Source organism: Streptomyces sp. NPDC020490, assembly GCF_044335305.1.
In the GTDB taxonomy this organism is placed as follows: Bacteria; Actinomycetota; Actinomycetes; order Streptomycetales; family Streptomycetaceae; genus Streptomyces.
Genome location: NZ_JBIRUY010000031.1, coordinates 105180 through 125116, shown reverse-complemented (window position 1 = coordinate 125116; position 19937 = coordinate 105180). Strand labels below are relative to the sequence as shown.

16 protein-coding genes are annotated in these 19937 nt (G+C 71.0%); 6 read left to right on the top strand and 10 right to left on the bottom strand.

All coding sequences use genetic code 11. The features are described 5' to 3' along the window. Positions 1 to 220: 220 nt before the first annotated feature. Complete coding sequence (locus ACH4ZX_RS28790) at positions 221 to 1159, top strand: LuxR C-terminal-related transcriptional regulator (RefSeq protein WP_398278783.1); 939 nt, start codon at positions 221 to 223, stop codon at positions 1157 to 1159. Here ACH4ZX_RS28790 and ACH4ZX_RS28785 read toward each other — a convergent pair. Together ACH4ZX_RS28785 and ACH4ZX_RS28780 are read right to left on the bottom strand one after the other, a co-directional pair. Next, positions 1122 to 2168 carry a LuxR C-terminal-related transcriptional regulator gene (locus tag ACH4ZX_RS28785; RefSeq protein ID WP_398278771.1) on the bottom strand — a complete coding sequence of 349 codons (1047 nt, stop codon included), beginning with the start codon at positions 2166 to 2168 and terminating at the stop codon, positions 1122 to 1124. The genes ACH4ZX_RS28790 and ACH4ZX_RS28785 overlap by 38 nt on opposite strands. A 258-nt stretch (positions 2169 to 2426) precedes the next feature. Then, the gene (locus ACH4ZX_RS28780) at positions 2427 to 3533 is read right to left on the bottom strand and encodes a sugar ABC transporter substrate-binding protein (protein WP_398278768.1); all 1107 of its coding nucleotides are present in this window, start codon (positions 3531 to 3533) and stop codon (positions 2427 to 2429) included. A gap of 297 nt (positions 3534 to 3830) precedes the next feature. On the opposite strand from ACH4ZX_RS28780, the gene ACH4ZX_RS28775 reads away from it, so the two are divergent. Together ACH4ZX_RS28775 and ACH4ZX_RS28770 are read left to right on the top strand one after the other, a co-directional pair. Continuing rightward, positions 3831 to 5861: a fibronectin type III domain-containing protein gene (locus ACH4ZX_RS28775; RefSeq protein WP_398278765.1), complete on the top strand. Its 2031-nt coding sequence runs from the start codon at positions 3831 to 3833 to the stop codon at positions 5859 to 5861. Positions 5862 to 5873: 12 nt separating this feature from the next. Next, positions 5874 to 7613, top strand: coding sequence for a fibronectin type III domain-containing protein (locus ACH4ZX_RS28770; RefSeq protein ID WP_398278762.1), 1740 nt, complete (start codon positions 5874 to 5876; stop codon positions 7611 to 7613). 52 nt (positions 7614 to 7665) lie between these two features. On the opposite strand, the gene ACH4ZX_RS28765 is transcribed toward ACH4ZX_RS28770, so the two are convergent. From ACH4ZX_RS28765 to ACH4ZX_RS28745, 5 genes are all read right to left on the bottom strand, one after another. Further along, positions 7666 to 8127 carry a heat shock protein transcriptional repressor HspR gene (locus ACH4ZX_RS28765; RefSeq protein ID WP_398278759.1) on the bottom strand — a complete coding sequence of 154 codons (462 nt, stop codon included), beginning with the start codon at positions 8125 to 8127 and terminating at the stop codon, positions 7666 to 7668. A gap of 4 nt (positions 8128 to 8131) precedes the next feature. Next, positions 8132 to 9307 (bottom strand): molecular chaperone DnaJ, encoded by a 1176-nt coding sequence (gene dnaJ / locus ACH4ZX_RS28760; protein ID WP_398278756.1) that lies wholly within the window; start codon positions 9305 to 9307, stop codon positions 8132 to 8134. Between the two features lie 33 nt (positions 9308 to 9340). Then, the gene (gene grpE / locus ACH4ZX_RS28755) at positions 9341 to 9991 is read right to left on the bottom strand and encodes a nucleotide exchange factor GrpE (RefSeq protein WP_360749306.1); all 651 of its coding nucleotides are present in this window, start codon (positions 9989 to 9991) and stop codon (positions 9341 to 9343) included. Then, the gene (dnaK, locus tag ACH4ZX_RS28750; protein ID WP_398278753.1) at positions 9988 to 11823 is read right to left on the bottom strand and encodes a molecular chaperone DnaK; all 1836 of its coding nucleotides are present in this window, start codon (positions 11821 to 11823) and stop codon (positions 9988 to 9990) included. Before dnaK ends, grpE begins: the two co-directional genes overlap by 4 nt. A 94-nt stretch (positions 11824 to 11917) precedes the next feature. Then, positions 11918 to 12952, bottom strand: coding sequence for an MraY family glycosyltransferase (locus ACH4ZX_RS28745; RefSeq protein WP_398278750.1), 1035 nt, complete (start codon positions 12950 to 12952; stop codon positions 11918 to 11920). Between the two features lie 368 nt (positions 12953 to 13320). Here ACH4ZX_RS28745 and ACH4ZX_RS28740 point away from each other — a divergent pair, with 368 nt between their 5' ends. The 3 genes from ACH4ZX_RS28740 to ACH4ZX_RS28730 all read left to right on the top strand — a co-directional run bounded on the left by ACH4ZX_RS28740 (position 13321) and on the right by ACH4ZX_RS28730 (position 18306). Continuing rightward, positions 13321 to 15603 carry a (Fe-S)-binding protein gene (locus ACH4ZX_RS28740; protein WP_398278747.1) on the top strand — a complete coding sequence of 761 codons (2283 nt, stop codon included), beginning with the start codon at positions 13321 to 13323 and terminating at the stop codon, positions 15601 to 15603. 332 nt (positions 15604 to 15935) lie between these two features. Further along, positions 15936 to 17237 (top strand): FG-GAP repeat domain-containing protein, encoded by a 1302-nt coding sequence (locus ACH4ZX_RS28735; protein WP_398278744.1) that lies wholly within the window; start codon positions 15936 to 15938, stop codon positions 17235 to 17237. A 97-nt stretch (positions 17238 to 17334) separates the two neighbouring features. Next, entirely contained in the window at positions 17335 to 18306 is a 972-nt protein-coding gene (locus ACH4ZX_RS28730) for a Yip1 family protein (RefSeq protein ID WP_398278741.1), read from the top strand. A 125-nt stretch (positions 18307 to 18431) separates the two neighbouring features. Here ACH4ZX_RS28730 and ACH4ZX_RS28725 read toward each other — a convergent pair whose 3' ends face one another. From ACH4ZX_RS28725 to dcd, 3 genes are all read right to left on the bottom strand, one after another. Then, a complete protein-coding gene (locus tag ACH4ZX_RS28725) occupies positions 18432 to 18656 on the bottom strand; it encodes a hypothetical protein (protein ID WP_398278780.1) in 225 nt (74 codons plus the stop codon). A gap of 181 nt (positions 18657 to 18837) precedes the next feature. After that, positions 18838 to 19347 (bottom strand): phosphoribosyltransferase, encoded by a 510-nt coding sequence (locus tag ACH4ZX_RS28720; protein ID WP_398278738.1) that lies wholly within the window; start codon positions 19345 to 19347, stop codon positions 18838 to 18840. Beyond that, a complete protein-coding gene (gene dcd, locus ACH4ZX_RS28715) occupies positions 19344 to 19919 on the bottom strand; it encodes a dCTP deaminase (RefSeq protein ID WP_351889155.1) in 576 nt (191 codons plus the stop codon). Before dcd ends, ACH4ZX_RS28720 begins: the two co-directional genes overlap by 4 nt. Positions 19920 to 19937 lie beyond the last annotated feature (18 nt).

Genomic DNA, 19937 nt, shown 5'->3' with positions numbered 1-19937 from the left:
GAACAGAACTGACCACTCGTCAGCTATCTCTCCCGTCACAAAGTGACCAACGACGCGCAACACTCCACGTCACGGAGTGTCGTTGCAGTACTAGGCATGAGAAGGCTCCCGGGTGACGACCGAAACGCACCACCGGACCACGGGCGACGGACCCGAGGCCGAGCCGGGCCGGCCGGCCGGCGGCGCACCGCCGCGCGCCCACACGCACGGCGTCGAGGACCTGTGCGAGGAGGGCCGCCGCCTGTACTCCCGCGCCCTGCTGGAAGGCCGCGTGCCGCGGCGGGACGCGCGCCGGGCGGCCCCCTGCCTCATCGGCCACGGGCTGCTGCAGCCCGACCGTGAGGACGACCGCTGGCTGCGCCCCGTGGCCCCCTCCGTGGCCCTGCCCCGGCTGCTGCGCACCATCGAGGACAGCATCTCCGTCCAGCGCCGGCGCGAGGCCAGACTGGCGGACCTCTTCGAGCCGTTCATGGCCATCGACGCCCAGATCGTGCCCGGCAACGACCCCCTGGCGATCGGCGTCCTGGGTGGTCTGGAGCAGATCAACGCCGCCATCTCCGAGGCGACCGCCCGCGCCGGCCGCGAGGCCCTGGCCATCCAGCCCGGCAAGCGCTCCGACGCCGCGATGGCCGCCTCGCTGCCCATGGAGCAGCGCCTGCTCAGCGCCGGCGGCCGGATGCGCACGCTCTACCAGCACACCCAGCGCCACTCCCTCGCCGTCCAGGCCCACTACGAGCAGCTGCGGGGCGACTTCGAGGTCCGCACCCTGGACGAGCTCACCGAGCGGCTCATCGTGCTCGACCGGACCGTCGCCTTCATCCCCGCGAACGCCGACCGCACCCTCGCCCTCGAGGTACGCCACCCCGCCCTCGTCGGCTACCTGGTCACCGCGTTCGAGCGGCTGTGGCGGCTGGCCACGCCGATGCTCCCGGAGCCGGCCGGCCTGCCCGCCCGCGGCGGCGTCACCCCCCGTCAGCACGCCGTCGCCGCCCTCCTCGTCGAGGGCCACACCGACGCCGTCATCGCCGAGCGGCTCAGCATGAACGTGCGCACCGTCCGCGTCCACATCGCCAAGCTCGCGGCGACGCTGGGCAGCGAGAGCCGGGCCCAGCTCGGCTACCTCATCGGACAGTCCGGGATTCTCGACCGCGAACGGTGACCGGGGCGGCGCCGGGGGGCCGGCGGGGGCCGTCCAGGCCCACCTGGGCGATGCGCACGCCGAGCTGGGTGCGGCTGGCCGCGCCGAGGGTCTCGGACAGGCGCGCGATGTGCGCGCGGCAGGTGCGGACGCTGATGCCGAGCCGCTCGGCGATGACGGCGTCCTGGTGCCCCTCCGCCAGCAGGGCCGCGATGGACTGCTCCCGGTGCGAGATGCCCTCGATGCCGGTGTCCGGCAGCGGCGCGGTCAGCGGGATCGCCAGCCGCCACAGGCGGTCGAACACCGTGCCCAGATAGCCGACCAGGGCCGGGTGGCGCAGTTCCAGGGCGAGGGTGCGGTCCGCGTTCGCGGGGATGAAGGCCACCGTACGGTCGAAGAGGATGAGCCGGTCGATGACCTCGTCGAGGGTCCTCGCCTCCACCGCGTCGCCCATCAGCTCCAGGTAGTTGAGCAGCCCCTGGCCGTGCCGCGCCACGTGCGTGTACAGGTCCCGCATCCGCACGCCCCGGCCGCGCAGCGCGAGGGCCCGGTGCAGGCCCTCCGTCAGCTCGTGCTCCGGGCGGATGCCGCCGGGCTGCACGGTCAGCACCTCGGTCGTGCACGCCTCGGTCGCCTCGTCCATGGCGGCCTGGATGCGCGAGAGGCCGTCCAGGACGCGGATCGCCGAGCCGCCCGAGCCCTCGGGTGACGCCGCCGGCACGGGCGGGCCCAGACCGGCGTACCGCTCGACGGCGGCCACCACCGCGCCCACCCGCCGCTGGCTGGCGCTGACTTCGTCGTACACCCCGCGCAGCAGCCGGGTCATGACTTCCTGCGGGGCGGTCGGCACGAGCCAGTCCATGTCGTCGGGATCCGGGTGCAGCAGCGCCAGTTCGAGCAGGCAGGGCACCGGTCCGGCGTCCCGGCGGGGCACCCGGCCGCGCCGTACGGCCCGGGAATACACGCGATCCCCGGCCTCGCACAGTCGGTCAGCACCGTGTGGATGCTCGTCCGTCCCGTGCCCGGCCATCGCCCGTTCCACCCCCGGTTCCGCCGTCTTCCGCAGCGCAACTATGCGCGGACCGAACCGGCTCCGCAACACTGCTACGGCCCGGGCGACCGCCGGAAAGCACCGGTATGCACGCCTATGACCAGGGCTTCTTCCGCACGGTTGCAACAAGCTGATGCCGCCTCCGCCGGACGCCGCTCCACGGGGCCGGGAGCGGCCCGCCCGGGCGTGCCCGAACGGGCCCGGGCGGGCCGGCGTTGGCCGGATATCGCCGTGGCGTCAGTTCAGGCCGAGGGCGGCGCAGGCCGACTTGTACTTGCCGGTGCAGATGTCGGAGATCTTGTAGATGCCGTCCGCGACGACCGTGGACTTGATGTTCTTCTTCGTCAGGGCGGCCACGGTGACGAGCTGCGCCGGGATGTCCTTGTCGGTGGGGCTGTCGACGGTGTCCTCGGTGAGGGCGTCGAACTGGATCTCGTGGCCCTGGACCTTGGCCACCGCCATCTGCGCGGCGGCCGCCGCCTCGTCGGCGTAGGACTTGTACACGCTCATGTACTGCTCACCGGCGACGATCCGCTGCACGGCGGCGAGTTCGGCGTCCTGGCCGGTGATCGGCGGCAGCTTGGTGACCCCGGCGTTCTCCAGCGCCTTGACGATGCCGCCCGCCATGGCGTCGTTGGCGGAGTAGACGGCGGCGATGTTGTCCTTGCCGATCGCCTCGATCGCGGCGGTCATGTTGGCCTGGGCGTTCTCCGGCTTCCAGTCCTTGGTGTCGTAGGACTTGGCGATCGTCACCTTGCCGTTGAGCTCGGACAACGCCCCCGACTTGAACTGCTTCGCGTTCGGGTCGGTGGGCGAGCCGTTCATCATGACGATCTTGGAGGAGCTGTCGGCCCCGCCGCCCAGGGCGTCCAGCAGGGAACGGCCCTGCACCTCGCCCACCAGCTCGTTGTCGAAGGAGATGTAGGCGTCGATGGGGCCCTCGGCGAGCCGGTCGTAGGCGATGACCGGGATGCCGGCGTCCTTGGCCTTCTTCACCTGGGCGGCGATCGCGTGCGAGTCGACGGCGTCCAGCAGGATGATGTCGACCTTGTCGTCGATCATCCGCTGCATCTGCGCGGCCTGCTTGTCCGCGTCCTGCTCGGCGTTGGCGTAGGAGACCTTGCCGCGGTTGCCGGTGAGAGCGGCGACCTGCTTCTTGATGATGGGGTAGTCGAAGCTCTCGTACCGCGTGTTGGCCTTCTCCGGGAGCAGCAGACCGACGGTGACATCGTTGCCCTTGGTCGGCCTCGCCGTACTGCCGCTCGACGACGCGCCCAGCACCCCGCAGGCACTCAGCGACACGGACAGGGCGGACGCGGCCACGGCTATGGCGATACGACGCATGGGGCTGCTCACTTCTGATGCTTTCCGGACATGGGCGCACCCTTGCGACCCAGGTGTCTGAAAAGACAACGCTTCCCCAACCCTCAGCGTCAAGCCGAACCACTTAACGAGTGCGCAACACCACGCTCCGCTTGCGCTGTGAAGACCCGACACACCGGCCTCCCCAGCCTGTTCACAAACCCTCCATCCAACGGCGGACCACGAGAAGGCAAAGATCCGTACAACCAACCGCTTTCCTCGCGAGTCGTGATCACGGCAGCCCTTTTCCCGGCCTTCCCTGTTCGAGCAGAGGACCGAATGAACCCAGCCAGCCGCACGACCGCCGCGGCGGCCACCGCCGTCGTGCTCGCCACCGCGGGCACCCTGCTCACCGCCGTCGCCCCCGCGTCCGCCGCGACGAGCTGCGCCTCTCCCGTCTACCAGCGGCAGTTCTACGCGAACACCACGTTCTCCGGCACACCGAAGAAAACGGACTGCGACTCCGCGATCGACCAGAACTGGGGCACCGGCGCCCCCGCCTCCGGCCTGCCGTCGAACTACTTCGGCGTCCGCTGGACCGTCACCCGCGACTTCGGCTCCGGCGGCCCCTTCGCCCTCGCCGCCTCCGGACTGGACGGCATCCGCGTCTACCTCGACGGCGTCCGCAGGATCGACCTGTGGAAGAACACCTCCACGACCGTCTCCAAGACCGCCAACGTCACCATCCCGTCCGGCAAGCACACACTGCGCGTCGACTACGTCAACTGGACCGGCGGCGCGAAGGTCAAGTTCGGCTACACGCCGCGGACGTCGGCGACCGTAGACAACGTCAAACCCCTCGCCCCGGCCGGGGTTTCGGTCGCGTACGACAAGGCCACCAGCAAGGCCAGGCTGACCTGGGCGAAGAACAAGGAGATGGACCTCGCCGGGTACCGCGTCTACCAGCGGGCCGAGGACTCCGGCGTCTGGCACCTGGTCAGCGGTGACGTGTTCAACGCCGGCTCGTTCACGCACGCGCTGCCGCCGACGGGCGCCGTGTACTACTACGAGGTGCGGGCCGTGGACAAGGCGGGCAACGAGTCCGCCGGCAGCGCCGACCAGCTCGTCACGACCGTCGACCGGACCCCGCCCGAGACGCCGGTCCTGACGGCGACCGACCATCCCCTGCTCGGCGTCGACCTCCTCTGGGACAACGTCGACGAGGGCGGACTGCGCTTCGACACCTACCGCGCCGCCTCACCCCTCGGTGAGTGGACGAAGATCGGCGCCGGCACCGGCGGCAGCGGCATCCTGGACGGGACCGCGCCCTTCGGGAAGACCTCGTACTACCGCGTCACCGTGACCGACCCGGCCGGCAACAGCGTCCAGTCCGACATCCTGGCCTTCGCCCGTCCGCTGCCGAAGCCGTACCTGGACAACGCGGGTACCAACGCCGACGAGACCGGCGTCGAACTGCGCTGGACGATGGCCAAGCACGCCCCGACGCAGTACCGCGTCTACCGCCAGGAGCGCTTCGGCGGCAGCACCGACTGGGTGCAGGTCATCTGCGAGCCGTCCGACGTGAGCCCCGTCGGCGACTCGTACGCGCGCTACACCTGCACCGACCACTCGGCCGTACCGCAGACGGAATACTGGTACCGCGTCACCAGCGTCGGCGACGACGGCACGGAGTCGCAGCCGTCCCAGGTGATCGGCGCCGGACTGTACGACCGGACCCCGCCGCCCGCCGTCACCGGCCTCCACCACACCAGCACGGAGTACGGCACGGTCCTGGAGTGGGACGCCAGCCCCGCCTCCGACCTCGCCTCCTACCGGGTGTGGCGGGCCACCAGCGCCCGTGACACCTCCACGCACGAGCTGATCGCCACCGTCCCGGCGGGCACCACCCGGTACGTCGACGTCCAGGTGCCGGACGACCAGAACTGGGTCTACTTCGTCGACGCGATGGACACCGCGAACAACTCCCTCTACACCGTGTCCGGTTCACCGGCGGACGAGGTCGCCGACGTCAGCGTCAACGAGTTCTACCTCACCCCGAACTCCGCGCCCCCGAACACCGCCGCCTGGACCCTGTCCGGCAAGACGGACGGGACGGGGAAGGCGGCGCTGTCGTGGACCTGCGCCGTCGGCTGCGCGACGAACGGCTTCCACGTCTACCGCTGGGACCGCGCGACGGAGCAGTACGTCCGGCTGACCGACGTGCCCCTGGCCGCCGACGCCCGCGGCTACACCGACCCGGCCACGCCTACCGCCACCACCAGCTACTACGTCATCTCGGCCGTCGCCGCGGACGGTTCGGAGGCCTTCTCCGGCCTCGCACCGGTCGTGGTCCCGCCGAGCGGAACGTGACAAGAGGACCGAATGAACCCAGCAAGACGCACGACCGCCGCGGCGGCCACCGCGGTCGTGCTCGCCACCGCGGGCACCCTGCTCACCGCGGCCGCCCCGGCGTCCGCCGCGACCACCTGCGCCTCCCCCGTCTACCAGCGGCAGTTCTACGCGAACACCACGTTCTCCGGCACACCGAAGAAGACGGACTGCGACTCCGCGGTCAGCGAGAACTGGGGCACCGGCGCGCCCGCCTCCGGCCTGCCGTCGAACTACTTCGGCGTCCGCTGGACCGTCACCCGTGACTTCGGCTCCGGCGGCCCCTTCTCGCTGCCGGTCTCCGCCCAGGACGGCATCCGCGTCTACCTGGACGGCGTCCGCAAGGTCGACCTGTGGAAGAACGTGTCGACGACCGTGAAGAAGACCGTCGACATCACCGTCCCCGCCGGAAAGCACACCCTCCGCGTGGACTTCGTCAACTGGACCGGCCCGGCGAACGTCGCCTTCTCCTATCTGCCGCGCACCTCCGCCACCGTGGACACGGTCAAGCCCCTCGCCCCGACGGGCGCTTCGGCCGCCTACGACAGCGCGACCGGCAAGGCCAGGCTCAGCTGGGCGAAGAACAAGGAGATGGACCTCGCGGGCTACCGCGTCTACCGGCGGCTGAAGGGCGCCTCGTTCGGCGCCGCCCCGCTCGCCACCACCACCTCCGCCTCCTACACCGACAGCACCCTGCCGGTGACCGGGGCGACGTACTACTACGAGGTCCGCGCCTACGACAAGGCGGGCAACGTGTCGACGGGCAGCGCCGACCAGCCCGTCACCACCGCCGACCGGACCGCGCCCGGCGTGCCCACCGTGGTGGGCGCGAGCGGCGAGGTGACGCCGACCGGCGGCACGGGCGGCCTGGAGGTCGCCTGGGAGCAGGTCGCGGACGCGGTGTCGTACCGCGTCTTCCGGTCGGCGACCGAGACCGGCGCCTACACCGCGCTCGGCAGCACCGGCGGACTCTCCTACCTGGACACCTCGGCCGCCGAGAGCACCGCGTACCACTACCGCGTGTCGGCCGTCGACGCGGCCGGCAACGAGTCCGCGCGGTCCGCACCCCAGCGCGGCTGGATCTGGGACAACGACCCGCCGCCGCTGGTCACCGGACTGACCGCCACCCCGACCGGGTACGGCTTCCACCTGAAGTGGGACAAGAGCCCGGCCACCGATCTGCAGCACTACCGGCTCTACCGGGGCGAGCTGTACGACGACGAGGGCGATCAGGTCTGCTATGCCGACGTCTCGCGCTACATCTCCCCCGACGACACCTCCTTCGACTACGCCACGCTCCCGGACGGCGACGAGGCCTGCTTCTTCGTCGACGCCGTGGACGACGACGGCAACTCCGCCATCGAGTGGAACGGCCCCACCGAGGCCGTGACCGCGACGGAACTCGACATGACGCCGAGCGTGGCCACCCCGGCGGGCTCGCCGCTGACGCTGGAGGCGACCCCGGCGGAGGGCGACGAGGGCAACCGGCTGACGTGGTCCGGGCTGGGCGCGGGCGAGGAGACGTCCGGCGAGAAGGCCCAGGGCTTCCGGATCTACCGGTGGAACCCCGCCACGTCCGCGTACGAGAAGATCGCCGACCGCGGGGCCGGCGCCTTCGAGTACTTCGACACCGGGGCCGGACGCGGCACCACGTCCTACTACTGGGTGACCGGGGTGAAGGCCGACGGCACCGAGACGGCGCCCGCGGGCGACTGGGCGGTGACCGCGCCCTGAACGCGCGGAAGGGGCCCGGAGATCCGGGCCCCTTCCGTCACGCGCCTGCGGGTCAGTCCCCGTCGCTCCGGGACTGCTGCCGCTTGGGCCGCCACACCACCAGCGCGCTGGTCTGCTGGACCTCCTGGTAGGGAACCAGGTCGCGCCGGTAGGAGGCGTGCACCGCGGCCTCGCGCTGCTGCATCGCGGCGGCCGCGCCGTCGAGGGCCGCCTGCAGTTCCGCGACGCGGGACTGCAGGGCGGCGACCTGGTTCTCCAGTTCGATGATCCGCTTGATGCCGGCCAGGTTGATGCCCTCGTCCTGCGAGAGCTGCTGCACCTGGCGGAGCAGTTCGATGTCACGGGCCGAGTAGCGGCGTCCCCGGCCCGCCGTGCGGTCGGGGGACACCAGACCCAGACGGTCGTACTGACGCAGCGTCTGCGGGTGCAGACCGGACAGCTGTGCGGCCACCGAGATGACGTAGACCGGGGTCTCCTCGGTCAGTTCATACGGATTGCGTCGACGGCCGTCCATCTCGTCATGCTCCCTTCGCGGCCTGGAACAGCTCCGCCCGCGGATCCTCACCCGCGGTCGCCTCGCGATACGCCTCGAGCGCGTCACGAGCCTTCCCCGTCACGTCCTTGGGGACACTCACCTCGACGGTGACCAGGAGGTCGCCGCGGGTGCCGTCCTTGCGGACCGAGCCCTTGCCGCGGGCCCGCATGGTGCGCCCGTTGGGCGTGCCCGGCGGCAGCTTGAGGGTGACCGGCGGTCCGCCCAGGGTGGGCACCCTGATCTCGCCGCCGAGCGCCGCCTCCGCGAACGTCACCGGCACGGTCACCGTCAGGTTGTCGTCCTTGCGGCCGAACACCGGGTGGGCGCCGACGTGCACGGTGACGTACAGGTCGCCGGCCGGGCCGCCGCGCTCGCCCGGCGCGCCCTTGCCGCGCAGCCGGATGCGCTGCCCGTCGGACACCCCGGCGGGGATGCGCACCTGCATGGTCCGGGAGGACTTCGCCCGGCCCGAGCCGTTGCAGACCTCGCAGGGGTGCTCCGCGATCAGGCCGCGGCCCTTGCAGTCCGGGCAGGGGTCGGTGAGTGAGAAGCCGCCGCCGGAGCCCCGGGCGACCTGGCCGGTGCCCACGCAGGTCGGGCAGACCCGCGGGTTGCCGTTCTTGTCGCCGGTGCCCGAACAGGCCCGGCAGGGAGCCTGCGAGGACATCCGCAGCGGGACGGTCGCCCCCTCGATCGCCTCGGTGAAGCTGAGGGTGACCTCGGTGTCGATGTCCTGGCCGCGCCGGGGCTGCACGCGCGTGGTGCCGGAGCTGCCACGGTTGAACAGGCCCCCGAACACGTCGCCGATACCGCCGCCGAAGCCGCCGGCCTGGCCGCCCTGGGCGCCGCCTCCGAAGAGGTCGCCCAGGTCGAAGTTGAAGGAGCCGCCGCCCGCGCCCGGCCCCGGGCGGAACCCGCCGTTGCCGAAGAGGGCGCGGGCCTCGTCGTACTCCTTGCGCTTCTTGGGGTCGCCGAGGACGTCGTTCGCCTCGGAGATCTCCTTGAAGCGCTCCTCCGCCTTGGCGTTGCCCTTGTTGGCGTCCGGGTGGAACTCACGGGCGAGCTTCCGGTACGCCTTCTTGATCTCGGCCTCGGTGGCGTCCTTGGGGACGCCGAGGACCTTGTAGTAGTCCTTCTCGATGAAGTCCTTGGTGCTCATCCTCGACGTCCCTCCTTCCCGGTCGGTTCAAGCTCAGCCCTCGTCCGGGCCACCGCTCTCCTTGTCGTCGGCCGCCTCCGTCGTCTCCTCGGCCTTCACGGTCTGCGCACCCGGCTGCGGCTCGGCCACGGCCACCCGCGCGGGGCGGATGGTGCGCTCGCCGATGCGGTACCCGGGCTGCAGGATCGCCACGCACGTCGTCTCGGTGACGTCCGGCGCGTAGCTGTGCATCAGCGCCTCGTGGATCGTCGGGTCGAAGGACTCGCCCTCCTTGCCGAACTGCTGGAGCCCCATCTTCGCCGCGACGGTCTCCAGCGACTCCGCGACGGACTTGAAGCCGCCGACGAGTTCGCCGTGCTCCCGCGCGCGGCCGATGTCGTCGAGCACGGGCAGGAGCTCGGTCAGGAGGTTCGCCACGGCGATCTCCTTGACCGTGACCCGGTCGCGTTCGACACGGCGGCGGTAGTTCTGGAACTCGGCCTGGAGCCGCTGGAGGTCCGCCGTGCGCTCTTCGAGCGCCTTGCGCACCTGGTCCAGCTGGGCCGTCAGACCGGTGATCTTCTCTGCGTCCCCGGCCGGGGCCGCCTCCTCCTTGGGGGCGGCGGCCTTCGGCTCGGCGTCGTCGGGGGTCGCGCCGGAGGGGACGTCGGGCTTCTCCTCGAAGCCCGGGGTCTCCTCCGTCACGCGGCACCGTCCTTGCGCTCGTCGTCGACGATCTCGGCGTCCACGACATCGTCGTCGGCCCTCGGGGCCTCGGCGCCGCCCGCGGTGGCCTGCGAGGCCTGGGCGTCGGCGTACATCGCCTGGCCCAGCTTCTGGGACACGGCCGCGACCTTCTCCGTGGCGGAGCGGATCTCGGCGATGTCCTCGCCCTTGAGCTTCTCCTTCAGCTCCGCGATGGAGGCCTCGACCTCGGTCTTGATCTCGCCGGGGATCTTGTCCTCGTTGTCCTTGAGGAACTTCTCGGTCTGGTAGACGAGCTGCTCGCCCTGGTTGCGGGTCTCGGCGGCCTCGCGGCGCTTGTGGTCCTCCTCCGCGTAGCGCTCGGCCTCCTCGCGCATGCGGTCGACCTCGTCCTTCGGGAGCGAGGAGCCGCCGGTGACGGTCATCTTCTGCTCCTTGCCGGTGCCGAGGTCCTTCGCCGTGACGTGCATGATGCCGTTGGCGTCGATGTCGAAGGAGACCTCGATCTGCGGGACGCCGCGCGGCGCCGGCGGCAGACCGGTCAGCTCGAACATGCCGAGCTTCTTGTTGTACGCCGCGATCTCGCGCTCGCCCTGGTAGACCTGGATCTGCACGGACGGCTGGTTGTCCTCGGCCGTGGTGAAGATCTCGGAGCGCTTGGTCGGGATCGTGGTGTTGCGCTCGATCAGCTTGGTCATGATGCCGCCCTTGGTCTCGATGCCGAGGGACAGCGGGGTGACGTCGAGCAGCAGGACGTCCTTGACCTCGCCCTTGAGGACACCGGCCTGGAGCGAGGCGCCGATGGCGACGACCTCGTCCGGGTTCACACCCTTGTTGGCCTCCTTGCCGCCGGTCAGCTCCTTGACGAGCTCGGCGACGGCCGGCATACGGGTGGAGCCGCCGACGAGGACGACGTGGTCGATCTCGTTGATGGAGATGCCGGCGTCCTTGATGACGTTGTGGAACGGCGTCTTGCAGCGCTCCAGCAGGTCCGCGGTCAGCTGCTGGAACTGAGCCCGGGTGAGCTTCTCGTCCAGGTGCAGCGGGCCCTCGGCGGACGCGGTGATGTAGGGCAGGTTGATCGAGGTCTCCGTGGAGGAGGACAGCTCGATCTTCGCCTTCTCCGCGGCCTCACGCAGGCGCTGGAGGGCCATCTTGTCCTTGGCCAGGTCCACACCGTGACCGGACTTGAACTGCTGCACCAGGTAGTCGACGACGCGCTGGTCCCAGTCGTCACCACCGAGGTGGTTGTCACCGTTGGTGGCCTTCACCTCGACTACGCCGTCGCCGATCTCCAGCAGGGACACGTCGAAGGTGCCGCCGCCGAGGTCGAAGACGAGGATCGTCTGGTCGTCCTTGTCGAGGCCGTAGGCCAGCGCCGCCGCGGTGGGCTCGTTGACGATGCGCAGGACGTTCAGGCCCGCGATCTCGCCGGCCTCCTTGGTCGCCTGGCGCTCGGAGTCGTTGAAGTAGGCCGGGACGGTGATGACCGCGTCGGTCACCTTCTCGCCCAGGTAGGCCTCGGCGTCCCGCTTCAGCTTCTGCAGGATGAACGCGGAGATCTGCTGCGGGTTGAAGTCCTTCCCGTCCAGCTGGATCTTCCAGTCGGTGCCCATGTGGCGCTTCACGGACCGGATGGTCCGGTCCACGTTGGTGACCGCCTGGCGCTTGGCCACCTCGCCGACGAGCACTTCACCGTTCTTGGCGAAGGCGACGACGGACGGCGTGGTCCTGGCGCCCTCGGCGTTGGTGATGACGGTGGGCTCGCCGCCCTCCAGAACGCTGACGACGGAGTTAGTCGTGCCCAGGTCGATGCCGACCGCACGTGCCATGGTTGCTTCCTCCAGCTGACTTGAGTGGATCGGACTCAAGTGTGCCTGACGCACAGCGCTGGGTCAACAGACCTGAGTCAGGCGGACTCAACTCTTATCCGTTCCTGACACGCAACCGCCGTGTGACCTGCGAAGACGTGGCCTCCCGCACCCCCCGCGGCCCCCGCACCCCGTACACGGGGACGCGCAGCAGCGCGAGAACGACGACGATCACCCCTGCGGCCACCCAGAACACCCCGGACTCCGCGCGCCCCAGATGGGTCAGGACGCCGACGAGTACCCCGGCGAGGGCGCCCATGCCCAGCACGACGGTCACGCCCTGGGCGGTGAGCCCGAGCCGGCGCAGCCGGTGCCCGAGGTGGTCGGGGCCGCCGCGCGACAGCGCCCGTCCGGCCAGCCGCCGCGACAGCACGACGAGGAGGACGTCGGCGCCCGCGACGGCGGTGAGCGCGAAGAGCACGGCGGCGCTGGAGCCGAGCCCGTGCCCCGCACGGGTGAACACCGCGGCCGCGGCCGGCAGGAACCCGGCGAACAGCGATCCGCACGCGCCGAGCCCGACCCGCGCCGGAGGCCAGTTGTGGATGAGGAACCCGGCCAGCGCGGCGGCCAGCACACTCATCAGCAGGGCGACCGCGTCCATCACCTCGGCGGCGGCACAGGCGGCCACCCCGAAGGCGGTGAGCACCCCGACCGTGCCGGCCAGCGCGTCGGCGTGGTCGAGCGCGCGGAAGGCGAGGGTGACGAAGGTGATCCAGCCGACGGCCAGCAGCCCGCCCGGCACCCCGGTCTCGTCGTACGGCACCACGCAGGCCGCCGCCACCGCCGTACCGGCGGCCACGAACCGCGTCCTGACCCGCCGCACGTCCGCCACCAGCCCCAGCGCGGCGACGGCGGCCGCGGCGATCAGCAGCCTTTCGAGTTCCGGGCCGAGCGGCGCGGCCCCGGTCCACCGCCCGGCCGCCGCCACCAGGCAGGTGCCCAGCACGAGCGCCGGCCCGCCGGCGGGCGGCGCCGCCCGCTGCCGCCGCGACCCGGCGGGGCGGAGCAGCAGGGCGGGTCTGCGCAGCAGGGCGGCGAGCGCGGCGGTGAGGAGCAGGGCGGTGGTGGCGGCGGCGATCCCATAGAGCACGGGTCCAAGTTAGAAGCTGATGTCACAATTTGACGTGAATAACACGATAAGAACTTTCAGCGATCCTCGGCGCAGGACCCGGGAGCGGAGGCACAGGACCCGGGAGCGGAGGCGCAGGACCCGCGGAGCGGAGGCGCAGGACTAATGGAGCGGAGGCACAACACCCGAGGAGCGGAGGCGCAGGACTCATGGAGCGGGGAAGGTGAGGCGACCCTCAGTGCGCACTTAAGGCGACCCTCAGCGACACAGATCACCGAACGCCCGGCTACATTGCGACGGAAGATGGGGGTAGTCTCAGACGGACTGCATAAGTTACCGCTTAGTAATACCGCTTAGTAATCTCCCTCGCAGGCCCGAGGAGCCCCGAAATGCAACTCGCCGCGATCATCGTGTCGCTGGTACTCGCTGTGGTCGGCGTCGCGCTGTTCGGCCGCGCCATCGCGCAGATCTACCGATTCGTACGCCTCGGCCAGGACGTCCCGGCGGGCACGCGCACCGACGACTGGACCGCCCGCACCGCCACGGTGATCAGGGAGTTCCTCGGCCACACCCGGATGAACCGGTGGGGCGTCGTCGGCGTCGCCCACTGGTTTGTCGCCGTCGGCTTCTTCTCCCTGGTGCTGACCCTGGTCAACGCCTTCGGCCAGCTCTTCCAGGCCGACTGGACGCTGCCGGTCATCGGGCACTGGCTGCCGTACGAGTTGTTCGTCGAGTTCATCGGCACCATGACCACGCTCGGCATCCTCACGCTGATCGTGATCCGCCAGCTGTCGCTGCCGAACCGGCCCGGACGCAAGTCCCGCTTCGCGGGCTCCAACTTCGGCCAGGCCTACTTCGTCGAGTCCGTCATCCTCATCATCGGCCTCGCGATCATGACGCTGCGCGGCCTGGAGGGCGCCCTCGCCGACGTGCACGGCTACGAGGCCGCGTACTTCGCCTCGTACCCCCTGGTCCTCGCCTTCAAGGGCCTGAGCGTCGGCGCGCTGCAGAACCTGATCTACCTCACCGCGATGGTCAAGATCGGGACGTCCTTCGTCTGGATGATCGTCGTCTCGCTGAAGACGGACATGGGTATCGCCTGGCACCGCTTCCTGGCGTTCCCGAACATCTGGTTCAAGCGCAACGCCCGCGGTGAGACGGCCCTCGGCGCGCTGCTGCCGATGACGAGCGGCGGCAAGCCGATCGACTTCACCGACCCCGGCGACGACGACGTCTTCGGCGTCTCCCAGGTCGAGCAGTTCTCCTGGAAGGGCCTGCTGGACTTCTCCACCTGCACCGAGTGCGGCCGCTGCCAGTCGCAGTGCCCGGCCTGGAACACCGGCAAGCCGCTCTCCCCCAAGCTGCTGATCATGTCGCTGCGCGACCACGCGCACGCCAAGGCGCCCTACCTGCTGGCCGGCGGCGGCAAGACGATGGAGGGCGAGGAGAAGGCGTCCGAGGAGCAGCTGGCCGGCGTCCCCGCCGCCGCCCTCGCGGAGGCCGAGCGGCCGCTGATCGGCACCGCCGAGGAGAACGGCGTCATCGACCCGGACGTGCTGTGGTCGTGCACCACCTGCGGCGCCTGCGTCGAGCAGTGCCCGGTCGACATCGAGCACATCGACCACATCCTCGACATGCGCCGCTACCAGGTCATGATCGAATCGGCGTTCCCGTCCGAGGCGGGCACGATGCTGAAGAACCTGGAGAAGAAGGGCAACCCCTGGGGCCTGGCGAAGAAGCAGCGCCTGGAGTGGACCAAGGAGGTCGACTTCGAGGTCCCGGTCGTCGGCAAGGACATCGAGGACCTCACCGAGGTCGAGTACCTGTACTGGGTCGGCTGCGCGGGCGCCCTGGAGGACCGCGCCAAGAAGACCACCAAGGCCTTCGCCGAGCTGCTGCACATCGCGGGCGTGAAGTTCGCGATCATGGGCGGCGACGAGAAGTGCACCGGTGACTCCGCCCGCCGCCTCGGCAACGAGCCCCTCTTCCAGGAGCTCGGCATGGAGAACGTGGCCGCGCTGAACATGGCGTTCGGCGAGGAGACGGACGACGAGGGCAACGTCACGCCCGAGTCGAGGAAGCCGAAGTCGGCGAAGAAGATCGTCGCCACCTGCCCGCACTGCCTCAACACGATCGGCAACGAGTACCCGCAGCTCGGCGGCGACTACGAGGTCATCCACCACACGCAGCTGCTGCAGCACCTCGTCGACGAGGGCAAGCTGATCCCGGTCACCCCGGTCGAGGGCATCATCACCTACCACGACCCGTGCTACCTGGGCCGCCACAACAAGATCTACACGCCCCCGCGCGAGATCATCGCCAAGGTCCCGGGCCTGCGCAACGAGGAGATGCACCGCCACAAGGAGCGCGGCTTCTGCTGCGGCGCCGGCGGCGCCCGGATGTGGATGGAGGAGCGGATCGGCAAGCGCATCAACAACGAGCGCGTCGACGAGGCCCTCTCCGTCAACCCCGACATCGTCTCCACCGCCTGCCCGTTCTGCCTGGTCATGCTGACCGACTCGGTCAACGGCAAGAAGAACGACGGCAAGGCCAAGGAGTCCATCCAGGTCGTGGACGTCGCCCAGCTCCTCCTCGACTCCGTCAAGACCCCGGTCGACCCGGCGGGCGAGGCGGAGCCGGAGAACGAGCCGGAACCGGAGCCGGTGAAGTAACGGCCCCTCCCTCTCCGCACGGCCGACGCCCCCGAGCCCCGCACTCCGCGGGCCGGGGGCGTCGCCGCGCCCGGGGGGCGTCGGCCGCGCCCGGGGGGCGTCGGCCGCACCCGGGGGGCGTCGGCCGCACCCGGCGGCGTCGGCCGCACCCAGCGGCGTCGGCCGTGCCGGGGGCGTCGGCCGCACCCAGCGGCGTCGGCCGTGCCGGGGGCGTCGGCCGCACCCAGCGGCGTCGGCCGTGCCATGTCCGGGGGCCACCCCGGGGCTGTCGCCATGTCCGCGACGCGTGCATCATGGCCCAGGCGTTGTCGACGGTGCGGACAAGGAGAACGGTGCACGTGCGAAGAAGCGGAGCGGCTGCCGCGTCCGCACTGGGCTGTTCGCTGGGCTGTCTCCTGCTGCTCCTCTCCGCCTGCGGCCCCGGCACCGACGCCGGCACGGCCCACCCCACCCCCGTACGGGTCGCGGACGCACCCGCCCAGCTCCCCGTCCCCCGCGGCAAGGGCAGCAAGACCGAGGACGACTTCAACGGCGACGGTCACCGCGACCTGGTCCTGGACAGCCTGGTGAAGGCGCAGAGCCACGCCGACGACGCGGGCATCGGCATCGTCTACGGCAGCGCGCACGGACTCAGGCCGGGCGCCCGGCAGCTCATCAGCACCGCCAAGTACGCCGCCCGCGTCGAGGGGCAGCTGACCGCCGTCTTCGACGCGGAGGCGAGCTGCGACCTGGACGGCGACGGCTTCACCGACCTCGTCGTGTCGACCGACCCGCCCTACGACGGCCAGGGACAGCCCCCGGTCCCCCTCCAGATCCTCTTCGGCTCCCCGGACGGCCTGACCCACGCCGTCCCCCTCACCGTCCCCGGCCGCGCCCGCTTCGGCAACGACTGGCCCGACCAGCCGGTGTGCGGCGACTTCGACGGCGACGGCGCCCAGGACCTCGTCCTGCACGCCACCGGCGGCCGGCTGAGCTACCTGCGCGGCCCCTTCACCCACCTGGGCGTACCGCACGCCGCCGGTGCCCCGATCCCGTCCCCGGGCGAGGTCCCGGCCGGCCCGGCGGCCGACGTGAACCGCGACGGGTACGACGACCTGGTGGTCCGCGCCGCGGAGGGCACCGGCAAGGCGTCCGTGGTCCTCGGCGGCCCCGCCGGCCCGACCCGCACCGCGGCCGTCCTGCCCGCGGGCATCGACGTCGTCCTCGGCCGCTTCGGCAGGGGCGCCGCCCTGGACGCGGCGGTGGGCGGCATGGGCGAGACGTCCCTGCGCTACGACCTCCCCACGCCCACCCGCGCCACCCTGGCCTCCCCCGGCTCGATGCTCGACGCCGCCGACTTCGACGGCGACGGCCTGAGCGACCTCGTCTCCAGCGGCTCCCGCCTGCGCGTCTTCCGGAGCCGTGCGACGGGCCTGACCACGGCGGGCATGGTGACCGTCGAGCCGAAGGCCCACGGCACCAGCCGCGTCCTGGCGGCCGGCGACTTCGACGGCGACGGCCGGGCGGACCTGGCGGTACGCACCTACCTCGGCGAGACGAAGGACACGGTCGCCGTCTACCCCGGGCAGAAGAAGGGCCTGCTGGCCACCGAACCGTCGGTCACCTTCTCGACCTCGGAGTTCCTGGCCCGCTGAAACACCGCACCGGCCTCTCAGGACCCCGTTCTCCGCCTCGCCCTTACGGGAACTCCCGGAAACCGCACGGGCGATCATCGGGGAGGTTCCGTAAGGGATGTCACAGCTCGGCCGCAAAGCCGGGCCCGGAAGTCCGGGTCCGGCACGCCACTCGCCCGGACCAGGTACGTTCGAAGGCGTGGCTGGATTCAGGAACGGACGCGGCGGCCGTAACCACGGCACCCCGCACACGCGACCGCAACACCCCCCGTACGGACAGCAGGCGCCGCAGGGACCGTCGTACGGCTACCCCCCGCCGTCCCAGCCGTACCCGGGACAGCAGGGACAGCAGCAGTACGGCAACGGCGGCTACGGCGGCCACGGCGAGCCGGAGTACTTCGGCGACGGCGCCCCGCACGCGCCGCAGGGCGCCTACGACCCGTACGCGGCCAACAACCCGGGCCACACCCAGGCCTTCTCGATCGACGAGGCCTACCACCAGGGCGAGACCTACCGGGCGGGCTCGGCCCCGGCCCCGGGCCCCATCGGCCCGCGCCTGCACTGGAAGGAACTCCTGCGGGGGATCATCTTCTCCCCCAACCAGACGTTCCTGCAGATGCGCGACTACGCCATGTGGGGGCCCGCCCTCACGGTGACGTTCCTCTACGGTCTGCTCGCCGTCTTCGGCTTCGACGGCGCCCGCCAGGACGCGATCAACGCGACCCTGTCGAACGCGGTCCCGATCGTCCTGATCACGGCCGTGGCCATGGCGCTGTCGGCCTTCATCCTGGGCGTGGTCACCCACACCCTGGCCCGCCAGCTCGGCGGCGACGGCGCCTGGCAGCCCACGGTCGGCCTCTCGATGCTGATCATGTCCCTCACGGACGCCCCGCGCCTGGTCTTCGCCATGTTCTTCGGCGGCGACGCGACCTTCGTCCAGGCCCTCGGCTGGGCGACCTGGGTGGCGGCCGGCGCCCTGCTGACCATGATGGTCAGCCGCTCCCACGACCTGCCCTGGCCGAAGGCCCTGGGCGCGTCGTCGATCCAGCTGATCGCCCTGCTGTCGATCGTGAAGCTGGGCACGTTCTAGCGACGGGGACGGCGACGGCCGACAGGCCGTCACCGGACGGACGGGCGGGGATCCGGCGGGGAGCCCACCGTGGACCCGGCGCGTCCCCGCCCTCGCCGGGCCGGAGACCGAGCCGCGGGCAGCCCTCAGCCGCCGGTCTCCGCCTCCCAGCCCTCGGGCCCCACGCCCCGCCAGTCGATCCACGGCGCCTCGACGACCTCCGACGGGTCGATCTCCAGCCCGGCTCGACGGAGGAACTCGGCGACGTCGGCCAGGTTGTGCGCCAGCCCGAGGATCTCCCCGTCCACGCGCACGCGCCGGCCACCCGTGGGCGACGGCGGAAGCACGATCACGCGGACGGGTCCGGACACGCCTTCGGAATCGTCCCGGACGTACGCCCCCGCATTCCGGTCCGGCACACCACTCGCATCGCTCATACGTTCGATTGAAGCACCATGCGAATACACCGTCGAACCGAAGAGGACGCCGGAGGCCGACCGAGGCCACGATGCCGCGACTGCCGCGACTGCCGCGGCTCCCCGGCCCCCCGGCTCAGTCGGCTTCCGTGTTCACCTTGGGCACCCCGCCCGACCTGTGGACCGGCGGCAACACAGACCACGGGAAGTTGATCCAGTCGTCGGTCCGCTTCCACACGTACTCGCACTTCACCAGCGAGTGCGGCTTCTCGTATATGACGGCGCTGCGCACCTCGGCGACGGTGTCGAGGCAGAAGTCGCGCACGAGCTTGAGCGTCTTGCCCGTGTCGGCGACGTCGTCGGTGATCAGCACCTTCTTGTCGGAGAAGTCGATGAGGTTGGGAACCGGCGCGAGCATGACGGGCATCTCGAGGGTGGTCCCGACGCCCGTGTAGAACTCGACGTTGACCAGATGCAGGTTCTTGCAGTCGAGGGCGTAGGCGAGCCCGCCGGCCACGAACACCCCGCCGCGGGCGATGCTGAGCACGACGTCGGGCTCGTAGCCGTCGTCGGCGACGGCCTGTGCGAGCTCGCGCACGGCGACGCCGAACTGCTCGTAGCTCAGGTTCTCCCGCTGGGCGCTCACACCTGCGTCCGGTGGAAGTTGAGGTAGGAGCGGGATGCGGTGGGCCCGCGCTGGCCCTGGTACCGGGAGCCGTAGCGCTCGCTGCCGTAGGGGAACTCGGCCGGCGAGCTGAGCCGGAACATGCACAGCTGCCCGATCTTCATGCCGGGCCACAGCTTGATGGGCAGGGTGGCGAGGTTGGACAGCTCGAGCGTGACGTGCCCGGAGAACCCGGGGTCGATGAACCCGGCGGTGGAGTGCGTCACCAGCCCGAGCCGCCCGAGCGAGCTCTTGCCCTCGAGCCGCGACGCGAGATCGTCGGGCAGGGTGATGACCTCGTACGTCGAGGCGAGCACGAACTCTCCGGGGTGCAGGATGAAGGGTTCGTCGCCCTCCGGCTCCACGAGCCGGGTGAGGTCGACCTGCTCGACGGAGGGGTCGATGTGCGGGTACCGGTGGTTCTCGAACACCCGGAAGTAGCGGTCCAGCCGCACGTCGATGCTCGACGGCTGCACCATGGATTCGTCGTAGGGATCGATCACCACCCGCCCGGCGTCGATCTCGGCCCGGATGTCCTTGTCTGAGAGAAGCACGCCCCGAGGATACGCAAG

Bases quoted from the DNA above. Each gene is read 5' to 3' on its own strand.
- dnaK (WP_398278753.1), bottom strand. From the start codon at position 11,823: ATGGCACGTGCGGTCGGCATCGACCTGGGCACGACTAACTCCGTCGTC.
- ACH4ZX_RS28785 (WP_398278771.1), bottom strand. From the start codon at position 2,168: ATGGCCGGGCACGGGACGGACGAGCATCCACACGGTGCTGACCGACTG.
- ACH4ZX_RS28765 (WP_398278759.1), bottom strand. From the start codon at position 8,127: ATGGACGGCCGTCGACGCAATCCGTATGAACTGACCGAGGAGACCCCG.
- ACH4ZX_RS28730 (WP_398278741.1), top strand. From the start codon at position 17,335: ATGTCACAGCTCGGCCGCAAAGCCGGGCCCGGAAGTCCGGGTCCGGCA.
- ACH4ZX_RS28740 (WP_398278747.1), top strand. From the start codon at position 13,321: ATGCAACTCGCCGCGATCATCGTGTCGCTGGTACTCGCTGTGGTCGGC.
- ACH4ZX_RS28775 (WP_398278765.1), top strand. From the start codon at position 3,831: ATGAACCCAGCCAGCCGCACGACCGCCGCGGCGGCCACCGCCGTCGTG.
- ACH4ZX_RS28770 (WP_398278762.1), top strand. From the start codon at position 5,874: ATGAACCCAGCAAGACGCACGACCGCCGCGGCGGCCACCGCGGTCGTG.
- ACH4ZX_RS28780 (WP_398278768.1), bottom strand. From the start codon at position 3,533: ATGCGTCGTATCGCCATAGCCGTGGCCGCGTCCGCCCTGTCCGTGTCG.
- dnaJ (WP_398278756.1), bottom strand. From the start codon at position 9,307: ATGAGCACCAAGGACTTCATCGAGAAGGACTACTACAAGGTCCTCGGC.